This window comes from Faecalibacterium prausnitzii, assembly GCF_003287495.1.
In the GTDB taxonomy this organism is placed as follows: domain Bacteria; phylum Bacillota; class Clostridia; order Oscillospirales; family Ruminococcaceae; genus Faecalibacterium; species Faecalibacterium prausnitzii_I.
The window spans coordinates 137,586-150,496 of the sequence record NZ_PRLE01000002.1; the positions used below are offsets into that span (position 1 = coordinate 137,586).

Consider the following 12,911-nt stretch of genomic DNA (forward strand, 5'->3'; position numbering starts at 1 on the left):
CTCTATTGGGATGTCAAAATTCGCAAAAAACGGACACATTTTGTTAAAACTGCTAAACAAATGGCGAATTGCTTGTGAAAAATCACGGCTGGTGGTATAATTTAACAAAGAAGAACCAAGGAATTTGGACAAAATGAATACCTTACGGAGGGAATTACAATGAAATCTGTTGCACAGACCGTCATTGAGGCGGATCGTTTTTATACCATTGCTGCCAAGACTGGCAGCGTGATTCAGGCTGTGGAGAACGCAAAGGACGGCGGTGACATCCGCCTGGGCAAGTATGACCACAAGCCCGAGCAGGAGTGGGCATTCATCCGGGTGGGGGACGGCGTTTACCGTATCCGCAACCGTGCCAACGGCAAGCTCATGGACCTGATGATGACCGGCACCGCCAACGGCACCTGGCTGCACCTGTGGGAAGATGTGGGCGGCACCTCCCAGATGTGGACCATGGAGCACACCCCGCAGGGCACCGTCCGTCTCCGCTCCTCCTGGGCCGGCGGCAAGTGCATTGATACTGTGGGCATGGGCACTGCCGATGGCGCTGTCCTGCAGATCTGGCAGGAGACCGCGGGCGAGGACCAGCTGTGGACCATTGAAGAGGTCAAGGACCGTGCAAAGCGCGCCGTGAAGAAAGCAGAGCCCGCCGTGGAGGCTGCTCCCGCTGCCGAGCCGGTGAAGACCGAGACTGCTCCTGTGGGAGAGGAAAAGGCTGCTGAGCCCGTGGCCGCTCCCGCTGCGGAGGAGAAGCCCGAGGTCAAGGAGGAGGCCAAGACCGAGGAGAAGCCCGCTGAGGCTGAGGGGAAAGCAGAGCCCGCCGCGGAGGCTCCCAAGGCAGAGGAAAAGCCTGCTGCTCCTGCGGCCAAGGCACCCGCCAAGAAGCCCGCGGCCAAGAAGACCAGCCGCGCTGCCCGCAAGGCTGCTTCCGCCAAAAAGGCTTCCGCAAAGAAGAAGTAATTTGAATCTTCCATAAAACAAAGCCCGCTGTGTGAAATTTCACAGCGGGCTTTGTCTATTCTGTGGAAAGTTTCCCGGTCTGCCAAGGGCTCCCCTGATAGGGGAGCTGTCGCCGCAGGCGACTGAGAGGTTTTACATGTGCATCATGCTGCGCTGCTCCGCAGAGCGGTACTTGAGGGCTGCGGCAATGAATGCCTTGAACAGGGGATGCGCGCGGTTGGGACGGCTCTTGAACTCGGGGTGGAACTGAGCACCCAGATGGAAGTTACGGCCGGGCAGCTCCACGGTCTCCACCAGGCGGCCGTCCGGGCTGGTGCCGGAAATGACCAGACCCTTGGCCTGCATCTCCTCCCGGAAGTCGTTGTTGAACTCATAGCGGTGACGGTGGCGCTCCCAGATCTCGCTCTCGCCGTAGCACTCAGCCATCTTGGTGCCGGGCAGGACCTTGCAGGGGTACTTGCCCAGACGCATGGTGCCGCCCTTGGGAATGTTGCCTTTCTGATCGGCCATCAGGGCAATGACATTGTGGGCACCATCGGGGGTGAACTCGCTGGAATTGGCGTCGGCATAGCCCAGCACATGGCGGGCAAACTCCATCACCATGATCTGCATACCCAGGCAAATGCCAAAGTAGGGCACGTTGTTCTCCCGGGCATACTGGGCGGCCTGGATCATGCCCTCGATGCCGCGGTCGCCAAAGCCGCCGGGCACGATGATGCCGTCCACGTCGGCAAAGGCTTCCTTGCAGGCAGCCTGGTCGGTCAGGTCCTCACTCTCCACCCAGCGGATCTCCACCTGGCTGTCGTTCTCAAAGCCGGCGTGGTAGAGGCTTTCCATCACGGAGAGGTAAGCGTCGTGCAGTTTGACGTACTTGCCCACCAGTGCGATGGTACAGGTCTTGCTGCGGGTGGCAATGCGGGAGACCACCTGCTTCCACTCGGTCAGGTCGGCAGGGGGAACATCCAGCTTGAGCTTGTCCACCACCACGTCGTCCAGGCCGTTGGTGTGGAGCATCAGCGGGCACTGGTACAGGCTGGGCATCGTCAGGTTCTCGATGACGCACTCAGGCTTGACGTTGCAGAACGTGCTGATCTTGCGGCGGATCTCGCCGCCCACGTTGCCATCGGCCCGCAGGATGATGATGTCCGGGTTGACGCCCATGCCCTGCAGCTCCTTGACGGAGTGCTGGGCCGGCTTGGATTTGTACTCATCGGAGCCGGAGATATAGGGCACCAGCACCACATGGATGTAGCAGCAGTTGTCCCGGCCCTGCTCCAGGCCTACCTGGCGGATGGCCTCCAGGAACGGCTGGCTCTCGATATCGCCGGTGGTACCGCCGATCTCGGTAATGACCACATCGGCCTCGGTGGAAGAAGCCAGATTGTAGATGTAGCTCTTGATCTCGTTGGTGATGTGGGGGATGATCTGGACAGTCTGGCCCAGGTAGGCACCCTGGCGCTCCTTGTTCAGCACGTTCCAGTACACCTTGCCGGTGGTCAGGTTGGAGTATTTGTTCAGGTTCTCGTCAATGAAGCGCTCGTAGTGGCCCAGATCCAGGTCGGTCTCGGTGCCGTCATCGGTGACGAAGACTTCGCCGTGCTGCAGGGGGCTCATGGTGCCCGGGTCCACGTTGACATAGGGGTCCAGCTTCTGGCTGGCCACTTTCAGGCCGCGGCACTTGAGCAGGCGGCCCAGCGAAGCGGCCGTAATGCCCTTGCCAAGGCCGGAGACGACGCCGCCGGTGACAAAAATAAACTTGGTCTGTTTTTCTGCCATAAAATATCCTCCTCTAATGGACGTTTGATATGGTTTACTTTCCCGGTGGAGGGGTGCGCGTTGCGTAAAGCCCGCACCCACTCAAAAACATACAACACAGAATTATACACCCGATGGGTCATAGGAATCAAGGATTTCCTGCGCGATCTCGGCCCGGTCCCGCCGGGTATCCATGGCATTCTTTTCAATGTAGCGGTGTGCCTCGGCCTCGCTCATTCCACGCTCCGCGATGAGGCAGCACTTGGCCCGGCTGACCAGACGCACCTGCTGCAGCTTTTCCTGCATCCGGGCATTCTCCTGCCGCAGCACCTGCAGCCGGTGGTTGCTGGCCGCGGCCATGTGGATGGCCTGCAGAAACAGGGTGTTGGAAAACGGTTTGCACACCAGCAGCACGCCCTGCTCGCTCATGGGGGTCAGCAGCTGCTCGGCAGCCGCCGCTTTGACGAGGAATACCACGCCTGCGTCGGTCTTTTCCACCGCGGTGGCGCACAGGTCGTGGCCAAACTCATCGGGCAGGGGCGCGTTGACGACGATCAGCTCAAAGTCCGATTCCAGCATCCGCCGTCGAGCTTCCGCCCCGCTGGGCACGATGAGGGGCCGGGTATATCCCAACTCCGTCAGGCGGGCGCACAGATACTCGTTGGAGCTTGCGCCGGCGCTGACGATCAGAGCACGTCCCATCCTGCTTGCTCCTTTCTTACACGCTTGTGCATGGTATTATATCGCGTTGAAGTAGTGGATGCGTTCGTATTCCGCCGGGTCGGCCGCGTTTTTCAGGGCAGCGCAGCGCTTGAGCGACTCTGCATAATACCGCTTGGCCAGCTCTTCCGGCAGGAACTTGTGCAGGAACTCGCTGTTCTTTGCCACTTCCACGGCCTCTTCCAGAGAGGTGGGCAGGGTCTCCAGCCCAAGGCCCACGGCCTCGGAGGGGATGAACAGGTTTTTATTGACAGGGGGGCGCAGCTCCATCCGGTTCTCAATGCCATCCAGGCCGGCGGCCAGGATCAGGCCGATGGAAAGGTAGGGGTTGCAGGCGGGGTCCGGGCTGCGCAGCTCCATGCGGCAGTTGTCGCCCCGCACCTGGGGGATGCGCACCAGCTGACTGCGGTTCTGGCGGCTCCAGCTCACATAGCGGGGAGCCTCGTCGCAGCCAAAGCGGAGGTAGCTGTTGGGCAGGGGGTTGGTAAAGGCGGTCAGCTCCCGGCTGTGGGCCAGCACGCCCGCCATAAAGCTGCCCGGGATACTGTCCGGGGCAATGTCGCCCTCAAACAGGTTGTGGCCGTCCATGGAGAGGGAAAGGTTGATGTGCAGGCCGCTGCCCGCCTGGTCCGGCAGGGGCTTGGGCAGGAAACTGGCGTGCAGGCCGTTGCTGGCGGCCACCGCCCGGACGATCTGCTTGAACATCATCACGTTATCGGCGGTCTTGAGGGGGCCTGCGTAGTGGCAGTCGATCTCGTTCTGGCCGTTGCCGTTCTCGTGGTGGCTGTGCTGGGGGGCCATGCCCATCTGCTCCATGGTCAGGCAGATGTCCCGGCGCAGGTTTTCACCGGCGTCCAGCGGGGCTACATCAAAGTAGCCGCCAAAATCAATGGGCACCCGGGTGGGGCGGCCATGGTCGTCGTTTTCAAACAGGTAAAACTCACATTCGGCACCCACGTTGCAGGTCAGGCCCAGCCGTTTGAAGCGGCGGTTTATGTCCCGCAGAAAGCCGCGGCAGTTGCCGCCAAAGGGGGCGCTGTCCGGCTTTTCCACATCGCAGAAAAACTGCATCACCCGGCCCTCGGTAGAACGCCAGGGCAGGATGCACATGGTGGACAGGTCCGGGCGGAGGACAAGGTCGCTCTCCTCCACATGCATAAAACCGGCAATGGCACTGCCGTCAAAGCAGACGCCGTCCTCCAGGGCCTTGGTCAGGTCGCTGGCCAGCACGGCAATGTTTTTCTGGTTGCCAAAGATATCACAGAACGCAAAGCGGACGAATTTGACGTTGTTGTCCTCCACAAAATCAAGCACGTCCTGCTGAGTCGTATAGCTCATAACACACCTCCGCGCTGCAGAGAACCACGCCCCGCAGCGGATCATCATGGTATTTGCTGACGAAATTGGAAAAGGCTGAAACTTCCCACAAAAACGCCTAAAGGCCTGCTTCGATCAGGAAGCAGGTCTTTAGGCTGGTGTAAGAAATAGGAAAAGGAGAATGGCAGATTATTTACAGCCTCACCGATGCAGGATTACCGAAACAATCAGACGTAATAGAGCATCTTGCTGTAGCTGGGCAGGGGCCAGTAGTCCTCGCCGCAGATGGTCTCGGCATCGTCTGCCGCGGCACGCAGGGCGTCCATGGCGGGGATGACGTCAGAGTGGAAAGCAACGGCTTTCTCGGTCTCAGTGGGCAGAGCCTTGGCTGCATCCACGGCAGCCTGCAGGGTGTCGATGGCGTCACTCATGGCGTCGGCGTCGGCGGAGAGCTTCTGCAGGGTCTTGGTCTCGCTGCGGACGCTGATGGCCTCGCTGACGGCCAGCTTGGAGGCAGCCGTGTTGGCAACCTCGCTCGTGTAGGAGTTGACAGCGGGCAGCAGCTGCTTGCGGGCCATCTCCAGCATGGTCAGGGCTTCGATGTTGATGATCTTGGAGTAGTGCTCCATCTCAACTTCGTAACGGCTTTCCATCTCCACCTTGGTCAGGACGCCAAAGTCTTCCATGAGCTGGATGTTCTTCGGCTCGATGAGGGCGGGCAGGGCAGCCGGGGTGTTCTTCTTGTTGGGCAGACCGCGCTTTTCCGCCTCGGCTTCCCACTCGGCGGTGTAACCGTTGCCGTTGAAGATGACGCGGCGGTGGTCGCGGATGGTGCGCTTGATCAGAGCGATGGCAGCGCTGGTAAAGTCCTCGGCCCCCTCCAGCTCGTCGGCGTAGCCTTTCAGCTCCTTGGCGACAGCGGTGTTCAGGATGGTGTTGCAGTCGCTCAGGTTCTCGGCAGAGCCGGGCATACGGAACTCAAACTTGTTGCCGGTGAAAGCGAACGGAGAAGTACGGTTGCGGTCCGTGGTATCCTTGCTGAACTTGGGCAGGACGTCCACGCCCAGGTCCATCTTCATCTTGACAGGGCCGGCGTAGGGAGAATCGGAAGCGATGGCGTCGATGACAGCTTCCAGTTCCTCGCCCACGAAGATGGAAATGATGGCCGGAGGTGCCTCGTTGGCACCCAGACGGTGATCGTTGCCCGGGGTAGCCACGGAGGTGCGGAGCAGGTCGGCATACTCGTCCACGGCCTTGATGACAGCAGCCAGGAAGACCAGGAACTGCAGGTTCTCCATGGGGGTGTCACCGGGATCCAGCAGGTTCTCGGCGGGGGTGCTCATGGACCAGTTGTTGTGCTTGCCGGAGCCGTTGACCCCCTCAAAGGGCTTCTCGTGCTGCAGGCAGACCAGACCATACTTGGGAGCGATCTTCTTCATCATCTCCATGGTCAGCAGGTTGTGGTCGATGGCAACATTGGTGGTGTCAAAGATGGGGGCCAGCTCATGCTGGCAGGGAGCAACCTCGTTGTGCTTGGTCTTGGCGGGAACGCCCAGCTTCCACAGCTCTTCGTCCAGCTCTTTCATGAACGCGGAGACCTCGGGGCGGATGACGCCGAAGTAATGCTCTTCCAGCTCTTGGCCTTTGGCGGAGGGAGCACCAAACAGGGTACGGCCGGTCAGGATCAGGTCCTGGCGTGCCTCGTAGTCCTCTTTTTTAATAAGGAAGTATTCCTGCTCGGGGCCGACAGTGGTGGAAACGTAATCCACGTCCTTGCCAAAGAGCTTCAGGATGCGGATGGCCTGATTGGACAGCGCGTTCATGGAGCGGAGCAGAGGGGTCTTCTTATCCAGAGCCTCGCCGGTGTAGCTGACGAACGCGGTGGGGATGCAGAGCACATCGTCCTTGACGAACGCGTAGCTGGTGGGGTCCCATGCGGTGTAGCCGCGGGCCTCACAGGTGGCACGCAGGCCGCCGGAAGGGAACGAAGAAGCATCGGGCTCGCCGCGCACCAGCTCCTTGCCGGAGAACTCCATGATGGCGGTGCCGTCGCCCACGGGGCTGACGAAACCATCGTGCTTCTCACTGGTGATGCCGGTCAGCGGCTGGAACCAGTGGGTGTAGTGGGTGGCGCCCAGCTCCATGGCCCAGCGCTTCATCACGCTGGCCACAACGTTGGCCACCTCAATGTCCAGCGGGGCACCCTTGTGCAGAGTCTTTTCCAGACTCTTATAGGTGGCGCTGGGCAGGCGTTCTTTCATAACGTGCTCGTTAAAGACCTTGCTGCCGTAGATTTCCATAACATTTGCTGCCATAAATCCTACTCCTTACTTGATCTTAATTTCCATTCAAATACCGCAAAAACTTTCTCAGGAACGAGAAAATGAGAGCAGTGTTCTGCTGAAACGAAACGGCGCTGCGAGTCAGGAGGTGACTCACAGCGCCGTTGCTGTCTATGCGATGATTATAGCCCACCGGGGGCTAAAACGCAATTGACAAAACTGACGATTTTGCCCAAACCCAAAATTGGTTTTTTGGAGCAAACGCTTTGATTTTGCGAAGTGAGACGCGATTCTATTTAATAAGTATTACTTAAATAACCTGGAACAGGAAGAATTTTAAGTAGTTGGTCTCGGGTACGCCCCAGAGGATGGGGTGGTCGGGTGCCTGCTGCCGGACTTCGATCTGGCGCAGCTGACGGTGCGCGTCTTTCGCGGCGGCGCGCAGCATCTTGATAAACAGCTCCTCGGTGGCAAAGTGGGAGCAGCTGGCCGTGGCCAGGTAGCCGCCGCGGGGCAGCAGCTTCATGGCACGGTAATTGATCTCCTTATAGCCCCGCATGGCGTTTTCCACCGTGCGGCGGGCTTTGGTGAACGCGGGCGGGTCCAGGATGATAAAATCGTAGGGGTGGCCCTCTTTTTCCAGCCGGGGCAGCAGCTCAAAGGTATCCTCACAGAGAAAATCCATGTTGGTCAGGCCATTGCGCTGGGCGTTCCGCTGGGCCATGGCAATGGCCTCCGCGCTGATGTCGGCGGCAGTGACCCGGGCCGCCCCGCCCATGGCGGCGTTCAGCGCAAAGCTGCCGGTGTGGGTAAAGCAGTCCAGCACGGTGTGCCCGGCGGCAATGCGGGCCACGGCCCGGCGGTTATATTTCTGGTCCAGGAAGAAGCCGGTCTTCTGGCCGTTTTCAAAATCGACGTGGTAATACACGCCGTTCTCGCGGATCTCTGTCTGGGTGGAGTCGGGGTGGGTCTCACCGGACAGCTCGAACCAGCCCTTGTTCTGCTCCAGCCCCTCCTTGGCGCGGAGGGCTTCGTCATTCCGCTCATAGATGCCGTCAATGGTCTGGCCGTCGGCCCGCAGGACTTCCGCCAGGATGGGGAAGAGAACGGGCTTGAGCTTTTCCATCCCCGCGCTCAGGGTCTGGGTGACGAGGATCTTGTTGAAGCGGTCTACCGTCAGGCCCGGAAACTGGTCGGCCTCACCAAAGATGACCCGGCAGGCGGAAAGATCGGCGGGCTCCAGCACGGTCTTGCGGTAGGCCCAGGCGTACTCCACCCGGCGGCGCCAGAAGCTGGCGTCAAAGGTATCGTTGGCGTTGCGGGAGATGAGCCGCACCCGGATCTTGCTGTGGTGGGAGACAAAGCCCGTGCCGAGGTAAGCACCCTTGGGGCTGACCACATCGGCCAGGGTACCGTTTTCCGGGAGCGTCTCCGGCGCGGCGGTAATATCGTTTTCGTACACCCAGGGGTGGCCGCCCACCAGCAGGCCCTCGGCGTGTTTGTTGACTTGGTAGACGGGATAAGCGCGTTCTTTCATTCGATCGACCTCTTCATAATCCTGAAAAATTGTGCTAGAATAAGCAAAAACGAAATGGGGGAAACCACAATGGAAATTGAACGGAAATGGATGGTAAACGGCTGGCCGGAGCAGCCGCTGCCCTTAAAAGAAGAATTTGCCATGCGGCAGGGCTATATCAGCGTCCGGCCCACGGTCCGCATCCGGGAGGAAGCCCTGACCGGCGGCGAGACGAAGTATATCCTCTGCTTCAAGTCCGGCAGCGGGCTGGCCCGGGAGGAGATCGAGCGGGAGATCGACAAAGAGCTCTTCACCCGGCTCGAAGAGAAGATCATCGGCAAACCGCTCATCCCCAAGCTCCGCCGCAGCTATCAGCTGCCGGACGGCATGGTGCTGGAAGTGAACCATGTGGATGAGGGCCAGCCTACCGAGTTCTGGTATGCCGAGGTGGAATACCCCACCGTGGAGGCCGCCCGTTCCTGGCGGCCGGAGGCGGTGGGCCTGGCCGCTTACCTCAACGATGACGTGACGGACCAGCCCGGCCAGAGCATGGGGGCCTACTGGGAGCAGACCCGAACATAAAAATCAGAAGCTGGGCGGCGTTACCGCAAAGATGACCCGGACCATCTCGTCGCCAGGATTGAACCAGCGGTGGAGCGTCCCGGCGGGGATCCGGACGGCATCGCCAGCATGGAGGCGGAATTTCTCACCGTTGAGCCAGATGTCCACATCACCATATTCGACATAAGAAGTCTCTTCCCCCGTGTGGTGGTGTTCTTTGTCCGCCGTAAAGGTCTGGGGCGGGATCTCCATCAGCACAAATTCGATGCTGCCCCGGGTGTCCGCTGTAAGCAGGTTGTAGGCGACCTCGCTGTTTCGGTTGCCGATGGAGCGGTATTCGCCCTTGCGGACGATGAGCTCCTGTTCCGGGTCGTTTTCTTCCTGAAACAGGACGTAGAGCGGGAAGTCCAGCGTCTCGGCCAGGGTCTTCAGGGTGTTGATGGACGGGTTGACGGAATTGTTCTCGATCTGGCTGATCATGGAAGCGGTGATGCCCGTTTTCTCGGCCAGGCCGCGGAGGCTCAGGCCCCGCTGGTTCCGATATCTCTGGATCTTTTGTCCGATATTTAAATTGACCATAACATGTTCCTTATCTTAAAATTCGAGGCGGCAGCCCGAATCAAAATAGAATGTGGGCACACTCCTCAATAATATCATTATAGCATGTTTGGCGGGCAAGACCAAGGGCAAACCCATGATAAATTAGAATCAAACAGAAAAAACCGGCAGACAGGGAGAGGTATAGCCCTGTCTGCCGGTTTTGTTTAGAAGAAAGCTCTCATTACAGAGTGCTTAGTGCAGGAAGATCAGGCTCAGGACGAAGACGACGACCAGAGCGGTGAGAGATTGCAGCACGCTGATGATGGGGATGGTCTTGTAAGCAACGGAGGTATCCATCTTGGAGGTGGTGGTAGTGACCCAGAAGAAGTCATCGTTGCCATGGAAGACCATCATGCCGCCGGCAGCGCAGGCCAGCATGGCGATGACGCGGCCCATGGGGCTGGAGAAGCCCAGCACGTCGATGAGCGGGGTGATCATGGTAGCTGCCGTGACCATGGCGATGGTAGCGGAACCAACGCAGGTACGGAAGATGAAGCCGATGAGGAACGGAGCCAGGATGCCGATGGTCAGGCCGGAGAATGCATTGGTCAGGACGGACTGCATGGCGGAAGCTTTCAGCACGCCGCCGAACGCGCCGCCCGCGCCAACGATCAGGACGATCTGGCCAGCGGTCCTCAGAGAGTCGGCCACCAGGCCGTCAAAGCTCCAGGCCAGCTTGTCTTCGGGGTGGATGTTGTGGTAGGTGTAAGCAGCGAGCAGCATACCGATCAGCAGAGCGACGGCAGGGGTGCCGATGACGTTCAGGATGGAGAGCAGGATGTTCTCGGAAGCGACCATGTCGCCCACGGTCTTGAGGAGCATGAGCAGGATGGGGACCAGGATGGGCATAAACGAAGCCAGCGCGCTGGGCAGCTTGGCGTTCTCGTCCTCTTCCTCGGTCACGTCGCTGTCATCCTCGGGGATGTAGTAGTATCTTTTGCCTGCGGTCAGGGAAGCAAAGTAGCCCACCAGCATGACAGGGATGGAGACCAATGCACCAAACAGGATGACCATGCCCAAGTCCGCGTTCAGGATGCCGGCCACAGCCAGAGGGCCCGGCGTGGGAGGCACGAACATGTGGGTGGCGTGCAGGCCCATTGCCAGCGAGATGGCCATGGTGGTCATGGAGATCTTGGTGTCCTTGGACAGGCGGCGGGCGATGGGGCTCAGCAGAACGAATGCGGAATCACAGAAGACGGGGATCGAGACGAAGTAGCCGGTGATGGCCAGGCCAAGAGCAGCGTGCTTTTTGCCCGTGATCTTGAGGATGGTCTTGGCCATGGTCTCGGCAGCGCCGGATTTCTCCAGCAGGGTACCGGTAACGGTGCCCAGTGCGATGACCAGGCCGATATCAGCGATGGTGCCGCCCATGCCGCCGGTAAAGGCGCTGAGCATGTCCTGCATGTTCATGCCGGCCACGATGGCAAAGGTGGCGGAGGTGGCGATCAGTGCGAAGAACGGGTGGATCTTCAGTTTAACGGTGAAGAGGACCAACACCAGAACGGCCAATACCAGGCCGAGGATCACAGATACAGTAGAGCCCATAAACAAACCTCCTCTTACTTGACGACCTTGACGAGGTACTCTTTCCAGACCTCATCGGGAACCAGACGGCCGCCGGTTGCCCAGCAGATCTGGGTGGCGTTCTTCATCACGTCGGCGGTCAGGCCCTGCTTTGCCAGGTAGCCCTTGCCAGCCTCGGTGCTCTCCAGATGGACAGGGCCGATGAACGCGGCGCAGCTGGAGGGCTCAATGAGGACGTCCTCGGTCTTGTGGAGCAGACGCATAAAGTCGTACAGCTTTGCATCCTCGATGGTGAAATCACCGGAGATGAGGTTGGAGTCAATGCGGGTGACAAAGCCGGAGGGGCTTGCGCAGGCCAGGCCGTCGGCCTCGGTCAGGCCGTCGATGCCAAAGTCATGCACATTGACGTTCTCGTACCGGTTGGTGGCAAAGCCCAGCAGGACAGAGGGGCAGAGGGTGGGCTCCGCAAAGAAGCAATGGACAGCGTTCTTGTACACCCGCTTCAGGCCATAAGCCACGCCGCCGGGAGCACCGCCCACACCGGTGGGAATGTAAACGATCAGCGGGTGCTGCTCGTCCACCACAACGCCCTGCTCCTCCAGCTGCTTCTTCAGGCGGGAAGCGGCCACGGCATAGCCCAGGAACAGGTTGACGGATTTCTCGTCGTCCACAAAGTAGCTCATGGGGTCAGCGTCAGAGAGCTTGCGGCCCTCGGCCACGGCCTTGGAGTAGTCGTCGGCATACTCAATGACTTCAACGCCCTTGCTGCGCAGCAGGTCTTTCTTCCACTGGCGGGCGTCGGCGGACATGTGCACCTTGACCTTGAAGCCGATGGCGGCGCTGCTGATGCCGATGGACAGGCCCAGGTTGCCGGTGGAGCCCACCTGCACGGTGTACTGGTTGAAGAATGCGCGCATCTCGTCGCTGCACAGCTTCTCGTAGTTGTCCGTCACTTTCAGCTTGCCGGCTGCAATGGCCAGATCCTCGGCGTGTTTCAGCACCTCATAGATGCCGCCGCGGGCCTTGACGGAGCCTGCCACCGCCAGATGGCTGTCCATCTTGAGGAACAGATTGCCGGAGATGGGGCTGCCCGTTGCTTCGATCAGGCCTTTCTGCATCTCGGGGATGGGCTTCAGCGGGGACTCGATGATGCCATTGGTGCACTCGGTCTCCGGGAAGCACTTGCGGATGAACGGGGCAAACCGCTCCAGACGCGCCTCTGCATCTGCAATGTCTGCGTCCGAGACGACCAGCTGGCACACAGCGTCGGTCATTTCAAAGGGCAGGAACTTGGGGTTGACCCACAGAGTCTCTTTCTGCTCCGCGATCTCCTTTAAAGTAGCGTCCTGCTCGATCAGCTTTGCTGCATACTCTTTGATTGCCATGGAAAAACTTCTCCTTTCACATTTGCACGGCGCAGCACCGGGCCGGGGCACTGTTTGAAGCCGTGCATCATACCTACCGTTAAGCGACGCTTATTCTGTGTTTAATTATACTGCATATTCGTTCAATTACAATGCACGTTGTAAACAAATGATGAACAGATATGTTGTGCAAAGTGCTAAAACAATGTGGTGTAAGTGAAAATTTTCAGGCCGAATATAACAGATGCTTCCCGAAAATACAATTCTTATCCCAGAAAAAGACAAAAATGGATGTTTAATTTTACTGAACAT

The 12,911-nt window shown here is 59.2% G+C and carries 10 protein-coding genes; 2 read left to right on the plus strand and 8 right to left on the minus strand.

The window, feature by feature from the left end:
• Nucleotides 1-159 precede the first annotated feature (159 nt).
• Entirely contained in the window at nucleotides 160-960 is an 801-nt protein-coding gene (locus tag C4N22_RS04185; RefSeq protein WP_112148094.1) for an RICIN domain-containing protein, read from the plus strand.
• 132 nt (nucleotides 961-1,092) lie between these two features.
• Here the strand turns inward: C4N22_RS04185 and C4N22_RS04190 are convergent, their stop codons facing one another.
• The 5 genes from C4N22_RS04190 to C4N22_RS04210 all read right to left on the minus strand — a co-directional run bounded on the left by C4N22_RS04190 (nucleotide 1,093) and on the right by C4N22_RS04210 (nucleotide 8,571).
• Nucleotides 1,093-2,736: a CTP synthase gene (locus tag C4N22_RS04190; RefSeq protein ID WP_112148095.1), complete on the minus strand. Its 1,644-nt coding sequence runs from the start codon at nucleotides 2,734-2,736 to the stop codon at nucleotides 1,093-1,095.
• A 102-nt stretch (nucleotides 2,737-2,838) separates the two neighbouring features.
• On the minus strand, nucleotides 2,839-3,417 hold the full coding sequence (locus C4N22_RS04195; protein WP_022256046.1) for an ANTAR domain-containing response regulator: 579 nt from the start codon (nucleotides 3,415-3,417) through the stop codon (nucleotides 2,839-2,841).
• Between the two features lie 36 nt (nucleotides 3,418-3,453).
• Entirely contained in the window at nucleotides 3,454-4,773 is a 1,320-nt protein-coding gene (locus tag C4N22_RS04200; protein WP_112115155.1) for a glutamine synthetase family protein, read from the minus strand.
• Nucleotides 4,774-4,979: 206 nt separating this feature from the next.
• On the minus strand, nucleotides 4,980-7,067 hold the full coding sequence (locus tag C4N22_RS04205; protein ID WP_112148096.1) for a glutamine synthetase III: 2,088 nt from the start codon (nucleotides 7,065-7,067) through the stop codon (nucleotides 4,980-4,982).
• 277 nt (nucleotides 7,068-7,344) lie between these two features.
• The gene (locus C4N22_RS04210; protein ID WP_112148097.1) at nucleotides 7,345-8,571 is read right to left on the minus strand and encodes a class I SAM-dependent rRNA methyltransferase; all 1,227 of its coding nucleotides are present in this window, start codon (nucleotides 8,569-8,571) and stop codon (nucleotides 7,345-7,347) included.
• A gap of 69 nt (nucleotides 8,572-8,640) precedes the next feature.
• On the opposite strand from C4N22_RS04210, the gene C4N22_RS04215 reads away from it, so the two are divergent.
• A complete protein-coding gene (locus C4N22_RS04215) occupies nucleotides 8,641-9,132 on the plus strand; it encodes a CYTH domain-containing protein (RefSeq protein WP_022256367.1) in 492 nt (163 codons plus the stop codon).
• A 3-nt stretch (nucleotides 9,133-9,135) separates the two neighbouring features.
• Here the strand turns inward: C4N22_RS04215 and C4N22_RS04220 are convergent, their stop codons facing one another.
• From C4N22_RS04220 to C4N22_RS04230, 3 genes are all read right to left on the minus strand, one after another.
• Nucleotides 9,136-9,690, minus strand: coding sequence for a cupin domain-containing protein (locus tag C4N22_RS04220; protein ID WP_112148098.1), 555 nt, complete (start codon nucleotides 9,688-9,690; stop codon nucleotides 9,136-9,138).
• Nucleotides 9,691-9,903: 213 nt separating this feature from the next.
• A complete protein-coding gene (locus C4N22_RS04225; protein WP_112148099.1) occupies nucleotides 9,904-11,256 on the minus strand; it encodes a GntP family permease in 1,353 nt (450 codons plus the stop codon).
• 14 nt (nucleotides 11,257-11,270) lie between these two features.
• Nucleotides 11,271-12,620: a D-serine ammonia-lyase gene (locus C4N22_RS04230; protein ID WP_112148100.1), complete on the minus strand. Its 1,350-nt coding sequence runs from the start codon at nucleotides 12,618-12,620 to the stop codon at nucleotides 11,271-11,273.
• Nucleotides 12,621-12,911 lie beyond the last annotated feature (291 nt).

Excerpts from the sequence above, each read along its gene's own strand:
- C4N22_RS04205 (WP_112148096.1), bottom strand. The coding sequence starts at position 7,067 with ATGGCAGCAAATGTTATGGAAATCTACGGCAGCAAGGTCTTTAACGAG.
- C4N22_RS04210 (WP_112148097.1), bottom strand. The coding sequence starts at position 8,571 with ATGAAAGAACGCGCTTATCCCGTCTACCAAGTCAACAAACACGCCGAG.
- C4N22_RS04200 (WP_112115155.1), bottom strand. The coding sequence starts at position 4,773 with ATGAGCTATACGACTCAGCAGGACGTGCTTGATTTTGTGGAGGACAAC.
- C4N22_RS04190 (WP_112148095.1), bottom strand. The coding sequence starts at position 2,736 with ATGGCAGAAAAACAGACCAAGTTTATTTTTGTCACCGGCGGCGTCGTC.
- C4N22_RS04215 (WP_022256367.1), top strand. The coding sequence starts at position 8,641 with ATGGAAATTGAACGGAAATGGATGGTAAACGGCTGGCCGGAGCAGCCG.
- C4N22_RS04230 (WP_112148100.1), bottom strand. The coding sequence starts at position 12,620 with ATGGCAATCAAAGAGTATGCAGCAAAGCTGATCGAGCAGGACGCTACT.
- C4N22_RS04220 (WP_112148098.1), bottom strand. The coding sequence starts at position 9,690 with ATGGTCAATTTAAATATCGGACAAAAGATCCAGAGATATCGGAACCAG.
- C4N22_RS04195 (WP_022256046.1), bottom strand. The coding sequence starts at position 3,417 with ATGGGACGTGCTCTGATCGTCAGCGCCGGCGCAAGCTCCAACGAGTAT.
- C4N22_RS04225 (WP_112148099.1), bottom strand. The coding sequence starts at position 11,256 with ATGGGCTCTACTGTATCTGTGATCCTCGGCCTGGTATTGGCCGTTCTG.
- C4N22_RS04185 (WP_112148094.1), top strand. The coding sequence starts at position 160 with ATGAAATCTGTTGCACAGACCGTCATTGAGGCGGATCGTTTTTATACC.